20 protein-coding genes and 1 pseudogene are annotated in these 22,715 nt (G+C 36.2%); 7 read left to right on the forward strand and 14 right to left on the reverse strand.

Going from position 1 to position 22,715, the window contains the following annotated elements; all coding sequences use genetic code 11:
- Position 1: 1 nt before the first annotated feature.
- Complete coding sequence (locus ACU696_RS13450; RefSeq protein WP_447343126.1) at positions 2–2,599, reverse strand: YdbH family protein; 2,598 nt, start codon at positions 2,597–2,599, stop codon at positions 2–4.
- Positions 2,600–2,833: 234 nt separating this feature from the next.
- Here ACU696_RS13450 and ACU696_RS13455 point away from each other — a divergent pair, with 234 nt between their 5' ends.
- Both ACU696_RS13455 and ACU696_RS13460 read left to right on the forward strand, forming a co-directional pair.
- Positions 2,834–3,832 carry a 2-hydroxyacid dehydrogenase gene (locus ACU696_RS13455; RefSeq protein ID WP_209101652.1) on the forward strand — a complete coding sequence of 333 codons (999 nt, stop codon included), beginning with the start codon at positions 2,834–2,836 and terminating at the stop codon, positions 3,830–3,832.
- 14 nt (positions 3,833–3,846) lie between these two features.
- Positions 3,847–4,284 (forward strand): META domain-containing protein, encoded by a 438-nt coding sequence (locus tag ACU696_RS13460; protein ID WP_109912177.1) that lies wholly within the window; start codon positions 3,847–3,849, stop codon positions 4,282–4,284.
- Positions 4,285–4,362: 78 nt separating this feature from the next.
- Here ACU696_RS13460 and grxB read toward each other — a convergent pair whose 3' ends face one another.
- Positions 4,363–5,001 carry a glutaredoxin 2 gene (gene grxB / locus ACU696_RS13465; protein ID WP_004910754.1) on the reverse strand — a complete coding sequence of 213 codons (639 nt, stop codon included), beginning with the start codon at positions 4,999–5,001 and terminating at the stop codon, positions 4,363–4,365.
- A gap of 240 nt (positions 5,002–5,241) precedes the next feature.
- On the opposite strand from grxB, the pseudogene ACU696_RS13470 reads away from it, so the two are divergent.
- Positions 5,242–5,586: pseudogene (locus ACU696_RS13470) on the forward strand (DJ-1/PfpI family protein); the annotation flags it as partial.
- A gap of 713 nt (positions 5,587–6,299) precedes the next feature.
- Positions 6,300–6,602, forward strand: coding sequence for a helix-turn-helix domain-containing protein (locus tag ACU696_RS13475; RefSeq protein ID WP_109912175.1), 303 nt, complete (start codon positions 6,300–6,302; stop codon positions 6,600–6,602).
- A 100-nt stretch (positions 6,603–6,702) separates the two neighbouring features.
- Here ACU696_RS13475 and ACU696_RS13480 read toward each other — a convergent pair whose 3' ends face one another.
- The 10 genes from ACU696_RS13480 to ACU696_RS13525 all read right to left on the reverse strand — a co-directional run bounded on the left by ACU696_RS13480 (position 6,703) and on the right by ACU696_RS13525 (position 16,755).
- The gene (locus tag ACU696_RS13480; protein WP_447343127.1) at positions 6,703–7,734 is read right to left on the reverse strand and encodes a fimbrial protein; all 1,032 of its coding nucleotides are present in this window, start codon (positions 7,732–7,734) and stop codon (positions 6,703–6,705) included.
- On the reverse strand, positions 7,725–10,205 hold the full coding sequence (locus tag ACU696_RS13485) for a fimbria/pilus outer membrane usher protein (protein ID WP_123381995.1): 2,481 nt from the start codon (positions 10,203–10,205) through the stop codon (positions 7,725–7,727). Before ACU696_RS13485 ends, ACU696_RS13480 begins: the two co-directional genes overlap by 10 nt.
- A 9-nt stretch (positions 10,206–10,214) precedes the next feature.
- Positions 10,215–10,916, reverse strand: a complete 702-nt coding sequence (locus ACU696_RS13490) for a fimbrial biogenesis chaperone (protein ID WP_102140365.1) — start codon at positions 10,914–10,916, stop codon at positions 10,215–10,217.
- 110 nt (positions 10,917–11,026) lie between these two features.
- Positions 11,027–11,605 (reverse strand): fimbrial protein, encoded by a 579-nt coding sequence (locus tag ACU696_RS13495; RefSeq protein WP_004910744.1) that lies wholly within the window; start codon positions 11,603–11,605, stop codon positions 11,027–11,029.
- 1,604 nt (positions 11,606–13,209) lie between these two features.
- Entirely contained in the window at positions 13,210–13,443 is a 234-nt protein-coding gene (locus ACU696_RS13500; RefSeq protein WP_109913289.1) for a putative hemolysin, read from the reverse strand.
- 91 nt (positions 13,444–13,534) lie between these two features.
- Positions 13,535–13,744, reverse strand: a complete 210-nt coding sequence (locus tag ACU696_RS13505; RefSeq protein WP_004910742.1) for a hypothetical protein — start codon at positions 13,742–13,744, stop codon at positions 13,535–13,537.
- Between the two features lie 467 nt (positions 13,745–14,211).
- Positions 14,212–14,652, reverse strand: coding sequence for a YcgN family cysteine cluster protein (locus tag ACU696_RS13510; protein WP_004910740.1), 441 nt, complete (start codon positions 14,650–14,652; stop codon positions 14,212–14,214).
- 20 nt (positions 14,653–14,672) lie between these two features.
- Positions 14,673–15,329 carry a fumarylacetoacetate hydrolase family protein gene (locus ACU696_RS13515; RefSeq protein WP_004910738.1) on the reverse strand — a complete coding sequence of 219 codons (657 nt, stop codon included), beginning with the start codon at positions 15,327–15,329 and terminating at the stop codon, positions 14,673–14,675.
- Positions 15,330–15,348: 19 nt separating this feature from the next.
- Positions 15,349–16,437, reverse strand: a complete 1,089-nt coding sequence (locus ACU696_RS13520; protein ID WP_004910737.1) for a lytic murein transglycosylase — start codon at positions 16,435–16,437, stop codon at positions 15,349–15,351.
- A gap of 48 nt (positions 16,438–16,485) precedes the next feature.
- The gene (locus tag ACU696_RS13525) at positions 16,486–16,755 is read right to left on the reverse strand and encodes a YcgL domain-containing protein (RefSeq protein ID WP_004910736.1); all 270 of its coding nucleotides are present in this window, start codon (positions 16,753–16,755) and stop codon (positions 16,486–16,488) included.
- A 129-nt stretch (positions 16,756–16,884) separates the two neighbouring features.
- Here ACU696_RS13525 and minC point away from each other — a divergent pair, with 129 nt between their 5' ends.
- The 3 genes from minC to minE are packed head-to-tail and all read left to right on the forward strand — an operon-like array spanning position 16,885 to position 18,713.
- Positions 16,885–17,586, forward strand: coding sequence for a septum site-determining protein MinC (minC, locus tag ACU696_RS13530; RefSeq protein ID WP_209101476.1), 702 nt, complete (start codon positions 16,885–16,887; stop codon positions 17,584–17,586).
- 23 nt (positions 17,587–17,609) lie between these two features.
- Positions 17,610–18,425, forward strand: coding sequence for a septum site-determining protein MinD (minD, locus tag ACU696_RS13535; protein ID WP_117161948.1), 816 nt, complete (start codon positions 17,610–17,612; stop codon positions 18,423–18,425).
- 3 nt (positions 18,426–18,428) lie between these two features.
- Entirely contained in the window at positions 18,429–18,713 is a 285-nt protein-coding gene (gene minE, locus ACU696_RS13540; RefSeq protein ID WP_004910733.1) for a cell division topological specificity factor MinE, read from the forward strand.
- A gap of 153 nt (positions 18,714–18,866) precedes the next feature.
- On the opposite strand, the gene ACU696_RS13545 is transcribed toward minE, so the two are convergent.
- Both ACU696_RS13545 and ACU696_RS13550 read right to left on the reverse strand, forming a co-directional pair.
- A complete protein-coding gene (locus tag ACU696_RS13545; RefSeq protein ID WP_110731912.1) occupies positions 18,867–19,637 on the reverse strand; it encodes a TonB family protein in 771 nt (256 codons plus the stop codon).
- A gap of 67 nt (positions 19,638–19,704) precedes the next feature.
- The gene (locus ACU696_RS13550; protein ID WP_209101473.1) at positions 19,705–22,713 is read right to left on the reverse strand and encodes a TonB-dependent receptor domain-containing protein; all 3,009 of its coding nucleotides are present in this window, start codon (positions 22,711–22,713) and stop codon (positions 19,705–19,707) included.
- Positions 22,714–22,715: the final 2 nt, after the last annotated feature.

Raw genomic sequence — 22,715 nt, forward strand, 5'->3', positions numbered from 1 at the left:
ATTATAAATTTTTTTCCAACCACTCTTCTAAAGAGCTACCAAATCGTAAACTACGCCATAATTGAAAGATATTTTCTTCATGTTGATAATGCAAATGAACTTCACGTTTTTTCTTTTCTTGCGTGTTATACCCTTCAAGGATTGTTGTCATCTTTAACATCCCTAAATTTGTAACATTAACATCTGTACGGCTGCGTTTTATTTCCAAATATTGTAACCACCCCATTGCGGAACCTGCAGATATATTATCTTCTCGGATAGAATCAACAAATTGGGGATCTAATCGTAATGTTAATGGCCCACTATTTTCTAACCATCCATCTTTAACTATCCATTCTGGGTTATTTAAATAAAAAGGTAATTCACCATTAACTTTACCGGAAACAGCAAATTGCGACACTCTTAGTATGGTAAATAACTGGCTAAGTTCAATCTGCCTTAATTTTATCGTAGCGGCTTGAGTTTGTGGCCAACGCAGTAAATCCATCGATATTTCACCCCCTAATGTTTTAAAGCCTACATTAGTCAGTTTTAATGGCGAATTTTCCGTTGGCGGATAAGAACCAGAGAGATCTGCTTTAATATCAGTTAATTCGAATAAATTATTGAGCTGCTTAATACGCAACTCAACAGGTGCTTTAGCGCCCAAAGTCCAAGTACTTTGTTTTAAACGCCACGGTAAAACAAAATCTAATCCTGATAATTCGCCATCTTTTAACCAAAGACTAGTATTCTCTACGCGCCAGTGTCCTCCTGCAATAAAACCATCTTCCGGCGTTATTGAAAAAGCGGCTTGAGAAAATAATTTTCCTTGTTTTAATTCAATACCAAGGTCAGCAGGAATTAACGTTTGAAAAGCCGTGACCGACTGTTCAGGCCAACGAGCTTCCCCTCTTAATCTTTCACCGTCCCAGCGCCCAAAAATGACTATTGGCCCTACATCTTTAGTACTTAAATCGCCTTTAAGTTGAAATTCAGCAGGAGATTTTCCACTAAGATCTGCGTTTAATGTGATCCTTGGCAGATAACTTTCAGTACCGAATTGCATCCGTTCACTGGTAAGCTGTAATTTTCCATTAAAATTGGCTTTATTCTGATCACGCTGCCAAACCAATGGCTTACTTAGCTGTAAGCGTGGAGCTCTCATCGATAAGAGCCCATATTGTATTTGGTCAAACCCTGTATTTAAGCTATTTAATGTGATTAAAGTGTCCTGCCAACTCCCATTACCCTTAATATCCCAATTAGCTGATAATGAAGGCAAATTGGTATTTCCCCAATAATTCCAAAACCATTTTCCCTTATCTAAAGCAAACTTATTGGCTTTACCATCCAAATGAATGTCGAAATCTCCCCAGTACTGTTCTTTAACCTTAAGGATAGCTTGTAAACGCCCTGAAATACCATCTTCACTTAATGATGTTCCCGCGAGTGGTAATCTAACTTCATTCAGAACAAGTGTTTCAGAAAGGCGGCCATAAGCTCTTAATAATGAACTGGATAAAAAAGAAATTTTTGGGGCTGCTAGCTGACCTGAAAGCTTAGCGGGTAAATTAATATCCAGCACCATGTCATCATATTTAACTTGGCCATTTAAACTAAAATTAATATTCGTATCGAGTAAGTCTATTTGAGTGGCTGGCAGTGTTAAAACAATATTAGCTTTACCTTTCTTCGCTTGTGTAAGCATATTGACACGCCCTGAGAAAACCATTTCACTTAACGTTTTATCCCAGTTATCGACTTGAAAATTAACTCCCCCCTGCAAAGGAATATCTGCTTCTTTCCATTGCCATTTTCCTTGAGATATCTGTATGTTAGATGGTGTTAGCGCCCATGGTAGATAAAGTAATTCTTCTTGTGTTTCTGTATCCTTGACCGTTAATACCCCTTGGCCATTCACCCAACCAAATTCAGCCAGTAAAAATTTTTCTGGGTTGATTAACTTAAAGTAAGCATTCAATTCCCCCTTTTCGGGAAATTGATTAGCCATTAATGGCAATTGAACATCACCAAATAACTCTATTGTTTGCTTTTGTTCTGGTAGGTACGCAGAGAAATCTTTAATAACCAATTGATGCTCAGCCGTAATTAAAGATGATAATCTTAAATTATCCCCTCTAAAATCAAACTGTAGAGAGTTAACCTGATTTTTACGCAACCAGATACTACCTTGGTAATCACTCCATGGTTGTATATTGGTATTATTTATAACTAATGAAAAAACAGGGAGATTATCGATAAACTCTGCAATATTAATCGGGTCATTAACTGTTTCATTAGTTGGCTCAAGAGCACTTAAACATTCAGTTTTAACATCAAGACCATCCACAATAGCATGCAAGGGAAAGACAGAAAACCTTGTGCTATTCAATTGAACCAAAGTGCAATTGTTTGCTGTTATACTGATACTTGCTATATCCAATTGACCATAACTAATTCTTGGTTCTGAAAATGAAAGTTTAAGTGGCTTAGGAAGATAGTGCGATGCGACAACTGGCACCCAGTGGGATATCGTTATCCATAAGAGTATTAAGAGAGCAGCGCTTCCACCCAAAAAGTAGAGTAATGTTCTGAATGCTCTTTTTATTAACTGCATTACTGCGTCCCTTGTTCGAATTGTTCTATAGCGCACGTGATAATTTTCAGCAAAATTTTCTTATTAAACGTGATACTAACAAAGATAAACCACATTCAATCGTAAACAGATACCTATTTTCTTAATTTATAGGTGATTTACAAACTTAATTGCCTTATTCTGAGTTTATATTTTGTAGGTACACCTTTTTACCTACTCTTTTCTAATTGGTTCCTAAAAATTGGAGTCTTTATGATGAAAATTGTTTCTTATAGTACCAAACAGTATGACCGCAAGCACATGGAACAAGTTAATCAAAATTCTGGATTTAATTTTAGTATTGAATATTTTGATTTTCCATTGACGGTTCAAACCGCTAAAAATGCGGTTGGTGCCGATGCCATCTGTATTTTCGTTAACGACGAAGCTAATCGCGCTGTTTTGGAAGAGCTTGCCGCACTAAATATTCGAATTTTAGCTTTACGTTGTGCTGGCTTTAACAACGTTGATTTACAAGCAGCTAAAGAATTAGGTATTCAGGTTGTCCGCGTGCCCGCTTATTCTCCTGAAGCTGTCGCCGAACATGCTGTTGGTATGATGCTATGTCTTAATCGCAGGATCCACCGTGCGTACCAGCGTACTCGAGATGCAAATTTCTCTCTCGAGGGATTAACAGGCTTTAATATGCATAACCGCACTGCGGGTATTATCGGCACAGGAAAAATTGGTCAAGCAACACTACGTATTTTAAAGGGATTCGGAATGCGTTTACTCGCACATGACCCCTACCCGAACCAAGCTGTTTTAGATTTGGGTGCTGAATATGTTGACTTAGATACTTTATATGAGCAATCAGATATTATTTCTCTTCATTGTCCATTAACACCAGAAAATCATCACTTACTCGATGAAAATGCCTTCAAGAAGATGAAAAATGGAGTCATGATCATCAATACAAGCCGAGGCGCATTAGTCGATTCTGTTGCGGCAATTAATGCACTAAAATCGCAGAAAATTGGCGCTTTAGGTATGGATGTATATGAAAATGAGCGCGATTTATTTTTCGAAGATAAATCTAATGATGTCATACAAGATGATGTTTTTCGTCGGCTTTCCTCTTGCCACAACGTATTGTTTACAGGGCATCAAGCTTTTTTAACGGAAGAAGCATTAACAAGCATCAGTCAAACTACGCTTAATAATATCCGTCAAATAAGTTGTGGGGAAATTTGCCCTAATGTTGTTGACGCATAGTTGGGTCTGGAACTATGAAACGCCTAATTCCACTTACAATTTTGGGTTTATTGCTAGCTGCTTGCCAAACTCATCAAGTCAATGCGAAAAATGATGACCAAGCACTTGAAAATAAATTAATGCATCATCGTTTTATTCTCACTGAAGTGAATGGTAAGGCCATTAACAGTAAGCAAACAGCTCCTTCCCTTTCTTTTGGCGAGAAAATGTTTGTTTCTGCATCAATGTGTAATGATTTTAACGGGTTTGGCGATATCAAAAACACAAAAATTACTGTAAAAAACTTAACTAGAACGGAACTCGAATGTGTTGATGAAGATTTATCTAAATGGGATTCAATGATAAACCGAGTACTGTCTGATGGCGCTGTTATTTCTTTAAAAAACAATCAGCTAATATTAATTCAGGGTCATTACAAATTAGTTTATACACTACGTGACTACGTCCATTAATGGATTATCCTGCACAACCTGCCTCTTTTAGAGGCGGTTGGCATTTAACAAAACCCACTAAACTGGCAACCAAGTAAGCTATTTAGCCTTATCAAATAGCAAGTTAATATTCGTAGATTTTGCAATTCGCTCCATATAATTCCGAATGTTTGTGCTAAATGATAAGTGCTCAACAATACTCAAACTGCGTAAGGTTGGAAAAATAATAAAATCATTAATATCAATATCTTCGCTCCGTGTTTCTAACCACGCATCTAATAAAGATAATTGCGGCTCTAATTCAACTAGCAACGTATGTGTTTCTTTTTTAAGCTCATTTAAGTCGCCGTAAGATTTTGATGTTCTGCTTATATATGCTGCTCTAGCTTCCGCTGTACTGATTTCGGGAAAATCCGTTTGAGTAAAGCGTGGTGTTACAAGCTTATATACCACCGCCGAAACCGTTTTAGACCAAGTCTCTATTTCAGGAGCAATACTCCCTTTTGCATATTTAGGTTCATTAATACTATCAACATAATGAACAATATCTAAACTTTCAGGTAAATAGCTTCCATCATCTTTTTGTAAAATAGGTAACATTTTTCGACCAATCATTTTTGTCGGTGTTTCTATATCATCATCGAATAAAACGATTTGCTCTACTGCTAACTTTTTTAAACCAAAAATCATTCTTGCTCTGACACAAAACGGACAGTGGTCATAAATATATAATTTCATTGTTAACCTCACTAATTTGATAATAAAAGTTACAATAGGTTTATACAGTATACTTGAGTGCTTACATTTATGTCTTATCACGCTTGTAAAATTTTGTTTAGCGCAAGGAAAAATAAATGTAATAGAGTGCACAAAATCCCAATAATGAAATACAGATCATGGCAAAATACGTTTAATAATGGCTACTCCTGAAAAAAATATGCAGCTAAATTCCATCGCAATTATCCTTTTGATAATTTTGAAACCCTTGATGTTATGGGGCCTGTTGAAGTATTTGGCCGCTTAGAACATTGCCAAATTGAATTTATATCACCTTCAGGAAAGGCAATGACTAGCTCTCAAGGGGTTACAGTCAATACACGCCCTATACTTACCCCATTCTATCAATATATTTTGATACCTGGAGGGCAAGGTACTCGCTCATTATCGCAGAATGATGATTATATTCAGTGGCTGAAAAAACAGGTCGAGTATGCGGAAACTGTCATTTCAGTTTGTACTGGTTCCGCACTTCTTGCTCAAACGTCCCTTTTAAACGGCTTTAAGGCTACAACAAATAAGCTCGCTTATCAGTGGGTAACTTAACTCAATGACCGAGTATTATGGCAATCTAAAGCAAGATGGGTTCATGATAATAAGTTTTATACCTCATCTGGCATTAGCGCAGGTATTGATATGTCATTACAGATTATCTGCGATTTTTATAACCGAGACATTGCAAATAATATTGCGCTTAAAATGGAGTATATATGGAATAAAGATGCTAATCATGATCCTTTTTCAAAAGTAATCATTTAAGATGTTTATAGCTTTATTTAAATCAACTTATTTGATAGCTAATAAATATTATTGATTTATTAGTCATCTTTAATTATTCAAATAATAACTCCGCCAACCAATAAAAACAAAAAATTAACATTTATTCTCATGATTTAACTTTACATTTTCAATCTCACACATCCCAAAAAGAAAGCAACTAACTGAAAACAAAGAAAATAATTAACCATTTTTTATAACCATTAAATTTTAAGTATCCATTTAAATTTGTTAATATTAATTCTTATTTTAACAATCTTAGTTTGATGAATTCTTGCATTAGCTATTTTACTTATTTTCGTTATAATCCCTTACTATAAACAATGTTATTATTTATTAATGTTTAAAGCTCTAAATCGCGATTTTCATCATATTTATGTTCTTTAAATCTTTTAAAACACTTTAGTTTTTAATATACTATCAAATGTAATTTTAATTAAGTGCATTAAATAATAACCCTTCATATAAATTGAGGATGTCATATGGACATTCATACTATAATTGGTATTAAAATAAAAAACCGGAGAAAAGAACTCGGTCTATCTGGAGCTAATTTAGCTAATAAATTAAATTTAAGTCAACAGCAAATCTCACGTTATGAAAATGGAATTAATAAAATACCTATCAATCATTTAGTTGATATCGCTGAAGCGCTAAATTGCCCCATTGAATGGTTTTTCCAAGGTTATACGAGTGGATTAAAAAATGAAAAAAATGATGAATCCGAACATATCAATAAAGAACGACAGTATGTTGCTGAAAGCATAATTGTTGATTTGAAATAAGTCTTCTATAATAACTACGAATTATCATTTTTAATATAAAATAAAGGCTGACTCTAAATATAAAATCAGCCTTTATTATTAAATAAAATACTTTTAATAATTAATCATATGTAATATCAAAGCGCATTTGAGCATAAACTTCACCGGGTGAAGTTCTGTCTTCATATTGAAAATAACGAGCGGTAAGTTCTATATCGATATCTTTTGTATCATTATTATTTAATGATGCTACACGATATGGGCGGCCAAAATTGATTGGGCTTTTATCTTTTCGTTCTATAACTTGAACACCAATTCCTTTTGCTGGGCTATTGGTACTTTGGTTTGCTAAAACACCATTTACTTGAGTCCCTGTCGCTTTTATCCCGCTAAAAGTAACATCAATATTAGTCTTACCTGTAAAACTAGTACCGCCACTACATTTCAACTTTATGGTAAAATCTTTTTCACCTGCAGGTTGGTCTCTCGCTGTTAATTGAACTCGTTTTATAGGGTCTAACATTACATTTTGATTTTCACCACTTGTCACTTGGCAGGATGGAGAAACGATAGTAATAGCATTTGCATCTAAATAACTAACTAAGATTGGACTGTTATTAGGTTTATATCCATAAGTGGTATAAATACCACTTGCTAGTGTTCCGGTTCCTGTATATTTAGCCGTTTTTATTATACTTAGCGTAAAAGTAGAATCATTTAATGACATTGGGGTACTATAATATCCCACATTTGTAGGAAAAGTACTTGGGTAAGTCATAGAATGCTGCCGACCCGATGAACGGTGGAATTTTAAACCAATACCTTCAACATTCGTTTGGTAAACTTTCCCACCAATATCGCGTAAATCAGGTATGACCACTTCAGCCTCAATATTCACCTTTCCACGACACCAGAGGTAGGTTTGGTTAGTATTCATTGAATAATCTTGTGTTTTAATTACACTCCCAACCGGAAGGTTAGGATCTACAACAATTTTTCCAAGTCTCATATCTACTCTATATGCCGGCTGACTTGTTCTTTCGCAACTATTCATATAGATGTATCCAGGGCGCCCATTATTTGCAGATACGCCATTTGCGGTAAATAGTAACCCTACCCCAATATACCAAAACCATTGATTTTTTATTGACATAGAACTTCCTTACTATTTCCTGCAGCTAATGAGAATGTACATTGACCTTTATCCCACGTAATAATGGCATTAGTTGCAATTTCACTGCTAATGAACACCATACCACCTTGCCCAACAATACCGATTGCCTCACCTTTTTGGTCTGTCACATTAGCGCCAAATGGTAGTGGTTTGTTATTAGATCTTTTAACGTTATAAACCACATTTTTTTCAATCTTAGTACCAAATTTAACCTTAACGACACTACCTTCATAAGGAACTATCTGTGATGACATATTTTCAAAAATAATATCTTCAGAACTGCCTTTCGGGTCAATTTCGATTTTATTAGTGCGATAAGCTCTTACATAAGGCGCAATAGCATAACCATGACTATCAATTGTCGTCCCCATCGCCCCTACCACTGATGCACCTTCTGCGTCTTTCGCCTCAATCAATGCAATTGTGGTTGCATTATTCGGCGTTAGCGTTATTCCACCGGAGTGCAAAACTAATGACCCATTTGCGCCTACACCATATTGGCGATAACCTTCACCTTGGCTGTAATTCGCATTTGTATTGACCGACGATGTACGGTAGCTAGTATTAAGACCGATATTTTTCGTACCACCATTTGCAACTGAGGTATTGATTCCGTATGTCCAATTATTATCACGGTCAAACGTACCACTGGTACCTATTTGGCTACTTCCGAACTTTTCATTATTAAATGTAGTATTAGACGTTAAGGTGGACACCTGATTCTCTCCCCAATAAAGAGGAATGCTCAAGTTCACACCGAGCCTGTCATCTTTTTTATCATGGCTATTTTGTGTATATACCCTCATAAATGACAAACCATATGAAAGGCGATTGATGCTATTGTTGTAACTTAGTTGATATTGTTTTTCTGTTCCTGACTTATCCCAATAACTTGAAATACGCCCCATGAAATAAATTCCACCGTAACCTTCAGGTAAATTTTGGTTAATAGTGTAACTGAAACCATTTTTTTCACGCCCTAATGTATCGACAACGCCACGTTTATCGTTATCAATAGCATAAAGTGCATTATTAATATTGTAATAATCTTTCGTTGAATATCGATATGCTGCTAACACAAGATTAGTGTCTGTTTCAGTGAATAACTTATTAAATGTAAAACGATAACTTTGCCCATAATCTGTACGATGATTAAATACAATGCGAGATTGCGTTACATCAATTGCAACCGCACCAATCCCAGTATTAATACCACTTCCTAACAAATAAGCTTGGTAATCATCAAAAGCAGTGACCCCACCATAAAGGGTAAATGTATTATTAATCCCATGCTGAAGAGTCGCTTGCATAACAAAAGGACGATTTCTTAAATTTTCAGAATCAGATTTACCGCCCGCTATTTGGTAACGCGTAAACCCTGGACGTAATAATTGTGCTAACGAAGAATACGGCACACTAAAATTAGTCTCGCTACCATCAGCCTCTTTTACTGTAACATTCAAATCATTACCATAACCCGATGGGTAAACATCATTCAAACTAAATGGCCCAGGAGACACGGTTGTTTGATAAATAATATTGCCATTTTGCCGAATCGTCACTAAGGCATTACTTTGAGCGATCCCCCGAATTTCAGGCGCATAAGTTGTCATCCCATCTGGATACATATTGTCATCCGTTGTTAGCTTAGCCCCTCTTAAGCCAATACTATCGAATAAATTACCATCCGTATAAAACTGCCCAATAGTCGCTTTTGATTTTAGTGCGGCAATGGGCCTTTGCAGATAAGTTTGATTGCTATTCCATTCAGAACCTGTAGAACGTTGCCAACCCAAATTCCCTATATGTTTCAATAGCCAACCATCATAACTTAAGCCAGCATTAACGCCTAAATAGGCGCTAGAGCTATTTGAACCTTGGTTTCCACTGATATGGCTATCATAGTAATTAGCCATATAGCCAATATTTAATGCAGGAATTCCTGTTTCCCAAAATTGCGAAGAAACATAACCCCGAGAAATTTTTTGTTCGTAAATTTGCGGTACAGAAATATCTAAACGTAGTGTCGACGTATGAAATATATCTTTAACTTCTTTGTCGCTGTTCCACTCATCCAACGGCAGACAAGTAGCACTGTTTTTATCAATTGATGGATTAAATTTTTCAGTATCAATACCTAAGTTTGAAAGTAACTCTCGGGTATAACAAACCCCTAATTGTTTATTTTTTTGTTCTTCAAAATTAAGTTCGTAACGCCCTTTCCAATCATTATTCGTATATACATCAACTGAATACTTTCCTGGACTAATCCCTGTCGCATTAAAACGGTCTAAATCAACGTTGTCTTTACTTCCCATAATAAAGCCACTATTGAATTCATAGGTTTCTTCTTCAGCTGAGGCATGGAATACGGGAACAATCCATGACGTAATAAAGCAGACTACAGAGAGTGTATTGCTATATTTATTGTTTAACTCTCGCTGTTTCATTATATATTCCTATTTTGCAGTTAGAGTCACCGCAACATCTGAACCATAGTCATTAATATTGTTAACAACAACCTTACTGCCAGACTTAATTGCCTGCTTTAATTCAACTAATGTTTGATTTTTGGGTTCTATTAAAACAGTTTTATCTGTAAGGCCAACCTTTCCATCGGTGGATATTTTTGTGACCGTAATATAAAAAGGTGTTGGATTTTCAATAACAATATTCTTACCATTTGTTTTGATAACTAACTGTTCAGGAGCTAATTCTCGGCTACCTAGCCCAACAGGCCGGTAAAAAAACTTAAAACGAGAACGAATTGCTAGCTGTAAAACATTCTGCATTTCCCCATCTTTGCCTTTTACAGTAGGTGGAATATCTAGAATATTAAGCCACCATAAACTTTCCCTATCTTGGGGAATTTGCCCTTTATCCATTAACTTTATGCGTAAATTTTGACCACCCTTTGCTTCTACTCGAGAAACAGGAGGAGTAATTTGAAATGGGGTTTTTATCGTATCAGGTGTTTCTGATGCATTACCTGTATCAAGCCAAGCTTGAGCAACCGCAGGACGTTCTGCTGTATTTGAAAGTTGTACGGTGATCTCTTTCTCATCTCCAGGGTAAATAAACCTCGTACCATTAACAATTATATTGTTAGCAAACGAATTAATACTGAAGATAAAGCAACATGCTAATACGATAGCTTTCATTTAAACCTCAAAACATAAAAGCGGCAGTGTTCTACCGCTTATTGCAATAATATCCATTAGTGTTTTACTACAACGTCTAATAACACTAACTTAAAACAACCAACCTATTCTTATTGATAAGTGATTTCGTAAGTTGCGTAGCTTTTAACTTCACCTGCAGTAACTTCTGTTGGTTTATCGGTGATATAACCTACGTAATATTGGAAACGTGAACCTTGGTCAATTTGGGTAATAAGTTCGGATGGTTGTTGATTGTCGCCGCCTGGTACGATGAATTTTTTAGCATCATCAGCCGATAAGACAAATTGGATATTCTTCGCACCAGTAGAATCAGTATTCGCTAAATAACCTAATTTTTCGCTACCACTTAATAAGTTACCACCAGTCCACACCACACCGATCGTTTTAGCGTTGCCGCCAACTGATGTTGCTGAACAGTTAGTCACATCAATTGCAAATGTTTTTGGTTTTAATAATGTACCTTTACCACCTGCTTGAATTTCTTCCAATGAAATTGGTGCTAAGTATACGCTTGCATCGCTACCTTGACCGTCAACAGAAACAGTACAAGAAACATCAGTTACTTTACCGTTAAAGTTAACTTGGCCACCGCCAACTTTATTTGCTGCATTAGCTGTTGATAAGCCGATGATTGTTGTAGCAACAGCGGTCAGTAGTACTTTCTTCATTTTCATTTCCTAATATGAGATTTTTATTCTTACATTTAAAGAACTTATTAAGTTTTTATTTAATTTATTGGTAAATAAAGAAAAATAAAAACTCCACCGCATATTGAATACAGTTAGTCATTTATGTTTCATTTTTAAACCATTTTTACTAATGCAAATAAATATCTTTCTTAATTAGTCCTATTTAGAATTTATAATCATATGCTCTATATGATTTCGAAGAGAGGATACATAATAACTTAAATTTTATTAAATCGTTTTTTTCATCACTTATTAATTTTTTGATAGGTAAAGACTATTAAAACAAACCTATTGATTGAGCATTTTGATGTGCTGATTCCACTAATTTACTCGTACAAAGCTTAATATTTAGATTTTAATATCTATTAATTTTGTATTATCTTATTTTAATTCAACCAAACTAAAAAATGAAAATTATTATAAAATACAAAAATCGTTATAATTGGATTGAATACATATTTTAATTCACATTTTGATACTTTCTGTCGCAAAATATCCACAATATTAATCTAATAATGAATATCACATAAAGGCTCAAACATTAATATAATTAATATTTATTGATCTGTGAAGATATGTAATACCCGTCAATTACAAATATTAAATTTCGAATTATTATGCTTGAATATCAAATTAACACATTATGGGTGTATAGGCGTTCTTTTATATTAACAGTCTGCTTTGGTCGTTATTAAAGTTTAAAAATGTGAATTTTTACGAGGTAAATGTCGATTTTAATCAAAATTAAAAAATAAATGGAATGAGGGAAATAAAAATGATAAAGGAAATAGCGATAAAATCGCAATATAATCCTTTATTCATTCAACTTGATCTTGTAGTAAAAACCAGAATACCAAATTATTTAGCCGAAGCTATGTTAAAAAAAATTATCATTATTTTTGATATAGGATAAGAAACCCCGATTAATTGTACAAACTATAAACTGTGTTATATCAATTTTCTTGCTTTATAACCTAATGAAAATAATGATGTTTTCTTAAAACGAACACCCCATGGAAATGTGATCTATGCATCAATTTTTAACATTAAGAATATTCCTAAATAACTCATTGCGTGTGTTAAAGTGTGATCAAATCCAAAAAGCCATCGCTAAAAGATGATGTTTTACTCTATTACTTATCCACTAGCAGACAGTTTAACGTCTTTTTGGCAAATCAATCACTCTAATAAGACTAATTTATTTAGCAATTACATAACATAAGGTAGCTGTTTCTATTTTAGTACAACAAATTACCGGTTATGAGACATTAGTGGATAAAAATATTTTATATCAATAATTTGCCATAAACAGATGAGGTCATCCTTACTAAATCTATATGAAGCTATCAAAATATTGCCTCCCCCCTTATGATGAGCTTAATAAGTATTAGTCCTGTTATTACATCGCTATTTAGTTGATCAAATGACAAAAATACGCTGACAACTAGTAGTAATATCGGCTAATTTCAAGAAATAATTAATGCAAAATAGAAATATTATTGGATTGGAACTGTTAGATTGGAACTACAGCAAAATCTTCACTAAGTTTTCGCTGTAGCAGTAATCAAGAAGTGAATAATTGGTTAATGTTCGTTCTGACGGTATAGAGCCCACTCTTCTATTTTCTCACCTGAGGGCAAGATACAGTACCCGAGTTGCCCTTGCTCTGTTCTCTTAATTTCTAATTTCCCACCAATTTGTTCACAATACACCGAAGCAGGGTTGGCCATGCCTACCGCTTTTGACTCAATTGCGGTTGTATTGGAAACACATCCGGAAATAGCAGCAAAACTCACTAACATAAGTGTTTTCTTCATAAGAAATATTCTTTAGTTAATTTGGAACGTTCATTTATTATTATGGAATGAGACGAATATAAACTGATTTTATTAATAAATAAAAGCCATTTTACTTACGCCTTTTGTTGTCAAAAAGGACAATCAAAATGCCAAAAAAGGCAATTAGCAAACTGCCAATAATATAATTCTGCCTATCAAATGCCAGCCCTGAATCCTTCACACTCTCACCATAAACGATAGGAATACTTACATCCATATTGTAAGAAATAATCGCGGTAATGAGACCTATAATTGTGAGTACCACACCAAATGTTTTCATTTCCATCCTCCATGTTACTCTTACAAGAAATAGATTAGCTAAGTATCTTGAGAAAAGCAAAATGAGAGGTCACAAATCATCATTTTTCCTCAAATAAAAATATTATGGTTTTAAGATATAACATAAAAAATTGTGAGAGGTTGGTTTTAAAGATAGATTTTCATGCAGTTAAAATTTTAAGACTGATAAGGCTAATAACTAGAAGGCAATATTGAATATTTATTGAAAACTTCTATAACTAATAGAATAAATAATCACACCTTGTAGTAGTGTGATTATTATTTACTTTCATTTAACACACTATAATGCACCAATTAAAATGAATAAATCATCATCGATGCAACTTGGCTAAATTTTTCAAAAAAAGAAATTATTGCCGGTAAAATAGCAATATTTAGAATGGCAAATAAGCCTACAGTTGAAAGTGATATTTCCATAATAACTTACTGTATCATAGAGGGTTACTACTACCCCCTACCCATCGGCCTATTCATAATGTGTTCTTCCCAATCCACCACATCAATTTCTCTGACCGCGATATGGCGAACAGACACGCCTTCATTATGCATTGCCGCTTTAGAGCCGGTTTTTAATGGGTGCCAGGCCGGGAGAGGCTTCCCTTCTAATAACAAACGGTAAGCACAAGTGCTTGGCAGCCATCCAAATGTTTCTAAGTTATAGCGATTAAGTTTTATACAATCCGTTTCATAACTGAAGCGGTCTTCATAATGCTTACACTGGCAAGTTTTTAGATTTAGCTGATTGCAAGCGACATTAGTAAAATAGATTTCATCTGTATCTTCATCCATTAATTTGTGTAAGCAGCATTGCCCGCAACCATCACAGAGAGATTCCCATTCTTCATCCGTCATTTCATCTAAAGTTTTAAATTGCCAGAACTGCGACATAATACTTTTTAATCCTATACTTAAATAACCCGTGTAGTCAGCGAGTGATCATTAATTGATAATTTTAGCATATCACCAGAAGCTAATGGGCCAACACCTTCAGGTGTACCCGTTAAGATGACATCCCCTGCACGTAATGTGAAAAAGCGGGACATATAGCTAATCAGAGGTAAAATTGGCGTGATCATATCACGCGTTGAGCCCTCTTGGCGAACTTCACCATTTATTTCCAGAGAAAGCTGAACATTTTGTAAGTCATTTGGGTTACTAATAGGAATAAAGCCAGAAATTGGACATGAACCATCAAATGATTTGCTTTTTTCCCATGGCTGACCTGCTTTTTTAAATTTAGCCTGCAAATCACGTAAGGTTAAATCTAATGCAACTGCATAACCGGCGATAGAACGTGATACACGATCTTCATCTGCATTTTTTAATGGCATACCAATTAAGATTGCCATTTCAATTTCATGATGAACAGCACCAAAATCTTTTGGAATAACAATTGATTGAGTAATATCACACAAGGCAGTTTCTGGTTTAATAAAAATAACAGGTTCTTCCGGTATAGCAGACCCCATTTCTTTTATATGCTTTGCATAATTACTACCAACACAAACAACTTTATTTGCAGGGAAATCCAGTAACGCACCTTGCCAGTCACGATGTTGATACATAATAGTACTCCTATTATCGTTATTGTATTTTATTAGCGATACCATCTGCCATCATGCATACACTCAATGCAAAATAATACGAGCGGTTCCAATGCATAATGGTTCGAAAATTTTCGGTCACTAAAAATGTCCTGCCTTCAGGGTCATCCGGAATAACCACCCACGTTTTTACGCCTGAAGGTAACTGAGCGAATGCAGGTAATGTAACACCTAGTTCTTGCCATTCACTAACAGATCTTCCTTGTTCTGCTTTTACACCTTCCAACGTTTTATTAAAATCTACAGGCAAGTTAACTTGGTAACCCCATGGTAATTTAGCTTGCCAACCTTCTGTTGATAAATAATTAGCGATGGATGCAAAAACATCAGATTTATTATTCCAAATGTCCATTTTACCATCACCATCACCATCTGCTGCATAAGACAAATAAGAGGTTGGCATAAATTGACTCTGGCCCATCGCTCCAGCCCATGAACCTTTGAGCTGTTGATCTTCTGGGATATAACCTTTATCCATTATCTCAAGCGCAGCTAAAAGTTGTTTGCTAAAAAGCGCTTCTCTTCGTCCTTCAAAAGATAATGTCGCGAGTGCCGAGATAACATCTTCTTTACCCTGTGAGCGCCCAAAACCACTTTCTAATCCCCATAATGAAACAATAAACTGAGGTGGAACGCCATATTTATCACTTATAGCATCTAGAGTGGATCTGTTTTCTAAATATTTGTCATAGCCTGCATTGATACGCGATTGTGGTAATACGTTTTTTAAATAGCTTGCTAACGTAACCGTCGCCCTTTTCTCTGGTTGGCCTTTATCTGCTTTCACTACACGCTCAATAAAATGGATATTAGCAAAAGCACGTTCAATGGTGGCAGGCTTAATCCCCTGTTCAATAGCATGTTCTTTCAGTAATTCCACATAAGCAGGAAATTGTGATGGTTCACGTTGTTCAATAGGAAATGCTTTATCTAAAGCAACGACTTCTTGCGCTATAGCCGCATTTTGTTCTGCTGTAATCGGTTGAGTAACAATTGATTCGTTATGAGTTGCAGAGCAACTTGTTAAAAACAAACCAGCGACTAATGTATATAATAACGTTGGTTTCATTTGTCTCCTCCAGACTGTCATTGCTTTTCAGGATTTTCTTAATTTGCTCTAGTTATTCAGTTCTTTGTGTTCTGAAAGCAAATTTTCCACCGGAGGTGGGAATTGTAAGTAATAACCAACTTCTAAGAGGTCAGATTTAACCTTTGCCAAGTCAGCATTGGCGAGCTTTTCACGCTTATCTAATGAGACAAGCATAGCAAATTGAGGTGTACCAAATTGGGCTAATAATTCATCAGGAACACGTGAAAAATCATCTTTCTTCTCAATATAAAGATAAGTTTGGTCACGTTTAGGGCTTCTATAAATTGCACAAATCATTATATTTAACTCTTTTTCTTAGTTCATTAGCTTGCTTGAAGTATATAGTAACTATAACATGCTATTGTTTTACAGAATATCTTCACCCGAGGATTGTTTCGGAAATTTTAATTTGCTGAGTCTGGATAGATGCCACAATCGCCAATAGAACTTAAAGGCAGCAGTTTTACTCTTTCAGTTATTCACTTATACAGTGAAGAGCCTAAACTCATCAAAAAAGCGCTGCAAGATAAAGTAAATCAAGCTCCTGATTTCTTTAAAAATGCTCCTGTCGTGATTAACATTGCTGAATTATCCCCAAATGTAGATTTACAGAGCATTCATCGTTCTGTTATATCTGCGGGATTACGTATTGTTGGGGTTAGTGGGTGTACTAACCCGCAAATGCGACAAAAAGCAAACGATGCTGGTTTACCGATATTAAACGAAGGTAAAAGTCAAAAACCTGTTGAGATTCAGCCTGAGCCTCAGGCTGCTACAGTTCAAACTGAGCCTTTATATCGTAAAACTCGTATTATCAATACCCCTGTTCGCTCTGGACAACGTATTTATGCACCAAATAGTGATCTGATCGTCACAAGTAATGTTAGTGCAGGTGCAGAACTATTAGCAGATGGTAATATCCATATTTATGGCGTGATGCGAGGCCGTGCATTAGCAGGGGCCTCCGGCGATATTGAAAGTCAGATTTATTGTACTCATTTGCAAGCTGAGCTGGTCTCCATTGCAGGTGAATATTGGCTGAGCGATCAAATCCCTGCTGAATTTCTCGCCAAAGCAGCTAAACTTTGTTTAGTTGATAACAAACTTAATATCGAATATTTAAATTAGACCTTATTTACAAGGAATTATTCATGGCACGCATAATTGTAGTGACTTCAGGTAAAGGTGGCGTTGGTAAAACCACTTCAAGCGCGGCCATAGCTACTGGCCTGGCACAAAAAGGGAATAAAACGGTGGTGATCGATTTTGATATCGGCCTACGTAACCTTGACCTCATCATGGGGTGTGAACGTCGAGTAGTCTATGACTTCGTAAACGTTATCCAAGGTGATGCAACCCTGAATCAGGCTTTAATCAAAGATAAGCGCACCGAAAATTTATTCATTTTACCTGCTTCGCAAACACGCGATAAAGACGCATTAACGCGTGAAGGGGTAGGAAAAATTCTTGATGAATTAAGCGATGATCTTGGTTTTGACTTTATTGTTTGTGACTCCCCAGCAGGTATTGAAAGTGGCGCTTTAATGGCACTCTATTTTGCTGATGAAGCCATTATCACTACCAACCCGGAAGTGTCTTCTGTCCGTGACTCTGACCGTATTTTGGGTATTTTAGCATCAAAATCACGTCGCGCAGAAAAAGGTGAAGACCCCATTAAGGAACACTTATTATTAACACGCTATAACCCTGGCCGTGTAACCCGTGGCGATATGCTAAGCATGGAAGATGTTCTGGAAATCTTATGTATTCCTTTGATTGGTGTTATTCCTGAAGACCAATCTGTACTGCGCTCTTCTAACCAAGGTGAACCGGTCATTTTGGATACAGAATCTGATGCAGGCCAAGCCTATGATGATTGTGTTGCTCGTATTTTAGGTGAAGATCGCCCTATCCGTTTCATTGAAGAAGAGAAAAAAGGTTTCTTAAAACGCCTATTTGGGGGATAAATAATGGCTTTATTGGATTTCTTTCTGTCGAGAAAAAAAACGACAGCGAATATCGCAAAAGAGCGATTACAAATCATCGTTGCAGAACGCCGCCGTGGTGATAGCGAGCCCCCATATCTTGCAGATATGAAAAGAGATATTTTGCAGGTTATCTGTAAGTATGTCCAAGTTGACCCTGAGATGTTATCAGTGCAATTTGAGCAAAAAGGGGATGATATTTCTGTTCTTGAACTAAACGTTACGCTACCTGAAGGTGACGAAATAAAAACAACAACAGAAGAAAAGTAATTTGCAAAGAAAGCCGCTGTCTAATTTTAGGATTAATTCAATAGGTCGCGGCTTGCTTTTATCTTATTAATATAAAACAATAAATTAAGAACTACCCTCGGGCGCTAATTTCAAACAGCTATTCAGGTTGAAAGCCCACCGCTATTAGGCAATTTATAACTCGAATTCAATTGACAATGTTATCTGTTTTTTTAAACCCTCTGGTGGTATGCCAACAGGGCGACTCTTTGCTATAGCCGTCAACGCAGCTTGGTCGAGTTGTGTATGCATAGAAGACTTAGCAATACTCACCCTTGTTATCTCTCCCGATGACGTAAGCGTAAAATTCACCAGAACCTTTCCTTGAATATGGGTATTTCTCGCTTTTCTTGGGTAACGTTTATGGCGCTCTATTTCTCTACGTAATTTATCAATATAAGATTGATAATTCGCACTTATATTATCCCCTACTGCCCTCGTATTTTGCGCACCCTGTTCCCCTGCGGCATTTGATAAAGTACTATTTTGGCCAGCTTGCTGTTCTTGTTTTACATCATCGTTTTTTTTATTTTGTTGTTGTTCTTTCCGCTTAATCACTTTTTTATTTGGTTGTTTTTGTTCTTTTTTCTCGATAACTTTTTTCTGTACATCCGAAACTTTATTTTCATCACTATGCGTACTTTTTTTATTAGCAACTTTGATTACCGCATTTTCATTTTGTTGCGGTTCAGAAAGTAAACCGCCAGTTAGTTTATTATTTAATGTGACATCACTTATTTGCTTTTCAATTACATTTTGCGTCAATGCAATAGAGATAATCGCCGCCTTTATTGGCGTATAAATTTGTGCGTGACGTGTTTTTTCAGCACTTAAGCAATAAAAAACGATACCAAAATGAAATAATAGCGAAACCATAACAGCAAAATTAAAACGTAGAGTAAGCATTTTAATATCCCTAATAGCCCCTTCGCTAATGCCAAAACATAACTACATCAACGAAGGGGAATCCCTTTTAGAAGCGACTTGTTACATTGAAGCGTATAGTTCTACCCGGTGCCGGCATCATACTGCGGGTTAGAGGATCAATATAATATTCATCAAATAAATTTGTAGCTAATAATTCAAACGATAGGTCTTTATTAAACTGGTAATTAACATAAGCATCAGCAGTAAAAACCGCATTCCAGCTCATTGGGCTATTATTTAATGGTGCATATGAGAATGGATATTTATCTATCATTTCCGCCTCATCCTCATTTTTTGCTTTACTGTGATAACGCATACGGCTACCCACTTCCAAGCTTTCATCTAAGAAACGTAAACCTAGGTTGGCATGAATACTGTATTTGGGTTGCAATTGAGTACGTAAATAGCCGCCGGGGAACCCAGCTGTTGTACACTCTGAGCCCCCAAATTTATTATAGGGGTCCATCACCATCAATGAGACTTCATCACAAACTTCATTTTTTAAGCGGTAATCTACCCCTAAGTCACCAAATACCCAGCCATTATCATAACGTGCCAATAGTTCCAAACCAGCTGTGTTATGTTTATCAACCTGCGTAAAGACTAACCTGTCGTTCCTATCAAAGGCATTTGTGACTACGGTGTTGTAGTAATTTATGCGTAAGTCAGCATGATTTTCTGCCGCAACCAGTTCTTGAAAATTACGCACATACCCCAGTTCTATTGTATGGCTGCGTTCTGGCAAATAAACCGGTGGCACATAGTTTGCTTCACGTCCCCCTGAAAAACCAATAGTGTCTTCAAAGATACTTGGCATTCTAACGGTCTCTAAATAACGCCCAAATATTCGGTCATTCTCTGTTAAATAAAGTGTTACTCCTAATGCAGGCGCCCAAGCTGATTCTTCATTTCTTTTCGGCGCTTTAAATTTTTGGTCATCTGTATAGAACACTTCATCTAATCCATAAATATTACTATGCCCCAATCGATGTTTTTTGGCTTTTAAGCCAGTTACAGGGTCTATTGCTTCTTCTTTTAAATCAACTTCCCCATTATAGAATGGGTTATTTTTGCGTATAAATCGGTTATTTTCATCGACCTTCCATTTCACTATATGGTCCATTTCTGTGATTCTAAATTCTAAATTTTTCCTATTGCGTTGATTAAAGCCTGTATGTCCTAAAGCATTCTTTTTCATTTTTAGCGCTTTCTCGATAAAAATTCGCCTTTCATAAGATCTTTCTACTGTATCTTTAAATGTTTTCCCTTTATCATCAACATACTGCTGTATTGTTTGGTATTCTTTTGCACTTAATAAACGGGATAACCTATAGTTTCGAGCGGTTATATGGCTATAGGGCGCATAATTTGCATCTTTGGCCGCAATGCGTCTCTCTTTTAATAAATCCCTTGACCAGTAACTAATATATTGCGCCCCTGCATTCAGGCTTAACCAATCAGTTGGCTGCCAATCAAACCGAACAGTACCATTATATTCCCGACGCTTACCTTCCCTTGGGATAGCACGGAACATGTTCCCCTTGGGGCTAGAATCCGAATTAAAAATATCTTCACGGCTACCAATGGTTTCATCAATTAAGCTTCCCATTAAAGTCACTTTAAATTCAGGTGTAATTTGAAATTTATTGGATAATGAGACACCATAGCGATCGTTAAGTTGGTTTAATTTAATGCCATCAACTAAGGTGCCATTGATAGCAGGGTTTTTACCCACACCATTATCTCGGTTGAGTTCATAATTCCAATCCCTTTCTAATGGTTCCCTTGGTTGCCCCCCTGCGGTATTTGAATTTAAATCGGTCTTTGTTAACCAATAACCTAAGCGAAAATCAATCCAACCAATGGACTCGGGTTTGAACGAGTAATTGGCATAAAACGTATTTAAGGCTAAGTTAGCCAAAGGCCATTGCGGAATTTTCCCCTCAAGATCATAGTAACGAATTTGTGATGGCATGATTTCGCCATAATGACTCACTGTACGCATATAACCCAGAGATAAATCTTGCGCATTCGGTAACATCAAATTTAATTTAGTCAACAACGTCGACATTTCATTCGAGGTATTCGCCACCTCTGTATTTGGCCCGTAAATCCTAGCTACAAAGGGTATATAGGGGTCTATCGCCTTATTCGGGTTATTAGGGTCATAGGTAATGATATCATCATAAAATTTATCCGCCCCACGGCGCCCTGCAAAATAGTTGCCTTGGTTGCGGTAGCTGTATGCCAACATCAAATCAAACTTTTCTTGCCGTGTCCCAATGGCAATGCGCGCTGCGTTATCTTTCAGATTAAAGAATTTGGCGTTACCTTTACTACGAGCATCAACCAGCATTTCGCGATCTTGAAAATAAATTCCACGAAACTTCTGGATCTCTAATGAACTCATTAGGCGCTTATCATCACGGTAATCGATACCGTGGTTTAAATGGTTAATCCGCGGCTTTGTAGAGTTACTCGATGTTTCTAATTTAATATCAAAACCAAACTTGCCGTATTTATCCACAACGTCATCAATGCCTAGCGTTGTTATGGCAACTCCACCGCCTGTCGATGTACGCACATTGCGGTCTAGCGTTGCACTTTTCATTACCTTAATGCTACTAATCATATTCGGGTCGATATAATTACGGTTATTCGCACCATTATAACCACGCCACACAGTGATAGCCTGTTCTGTGCCATCCACAGTCACCGGGACACGCCCTTGACCCTGTATCCCTCGTACATTGGGGTCTATCGCTCCACTATTACGGGCATCACCACTATATACCCCTACTGCATGGTTAATGGTATCTGCGGGGTTAGTGCCTTTATAACGATCAATTTCTTCTTTACTAATATAAATATTTGATTCGTCTTTATCATATTGGTCGTCTGCCCCTTTTCTATCACGCTCTTTGATAGTGGTCGCTTTATCATTTACCACAATAGAGCCGATGTTTTCGCTTTGTTGGGCGTAGACTAAACTTGCAATACTGCTAATAGATAACCCTGTCACGATATTAATGGCTATCACTGTTTTGATTTTCATTA

The sequence above is a fragment of the Providencia sp. PROV_01 genome (assembly GCF_053098325.1).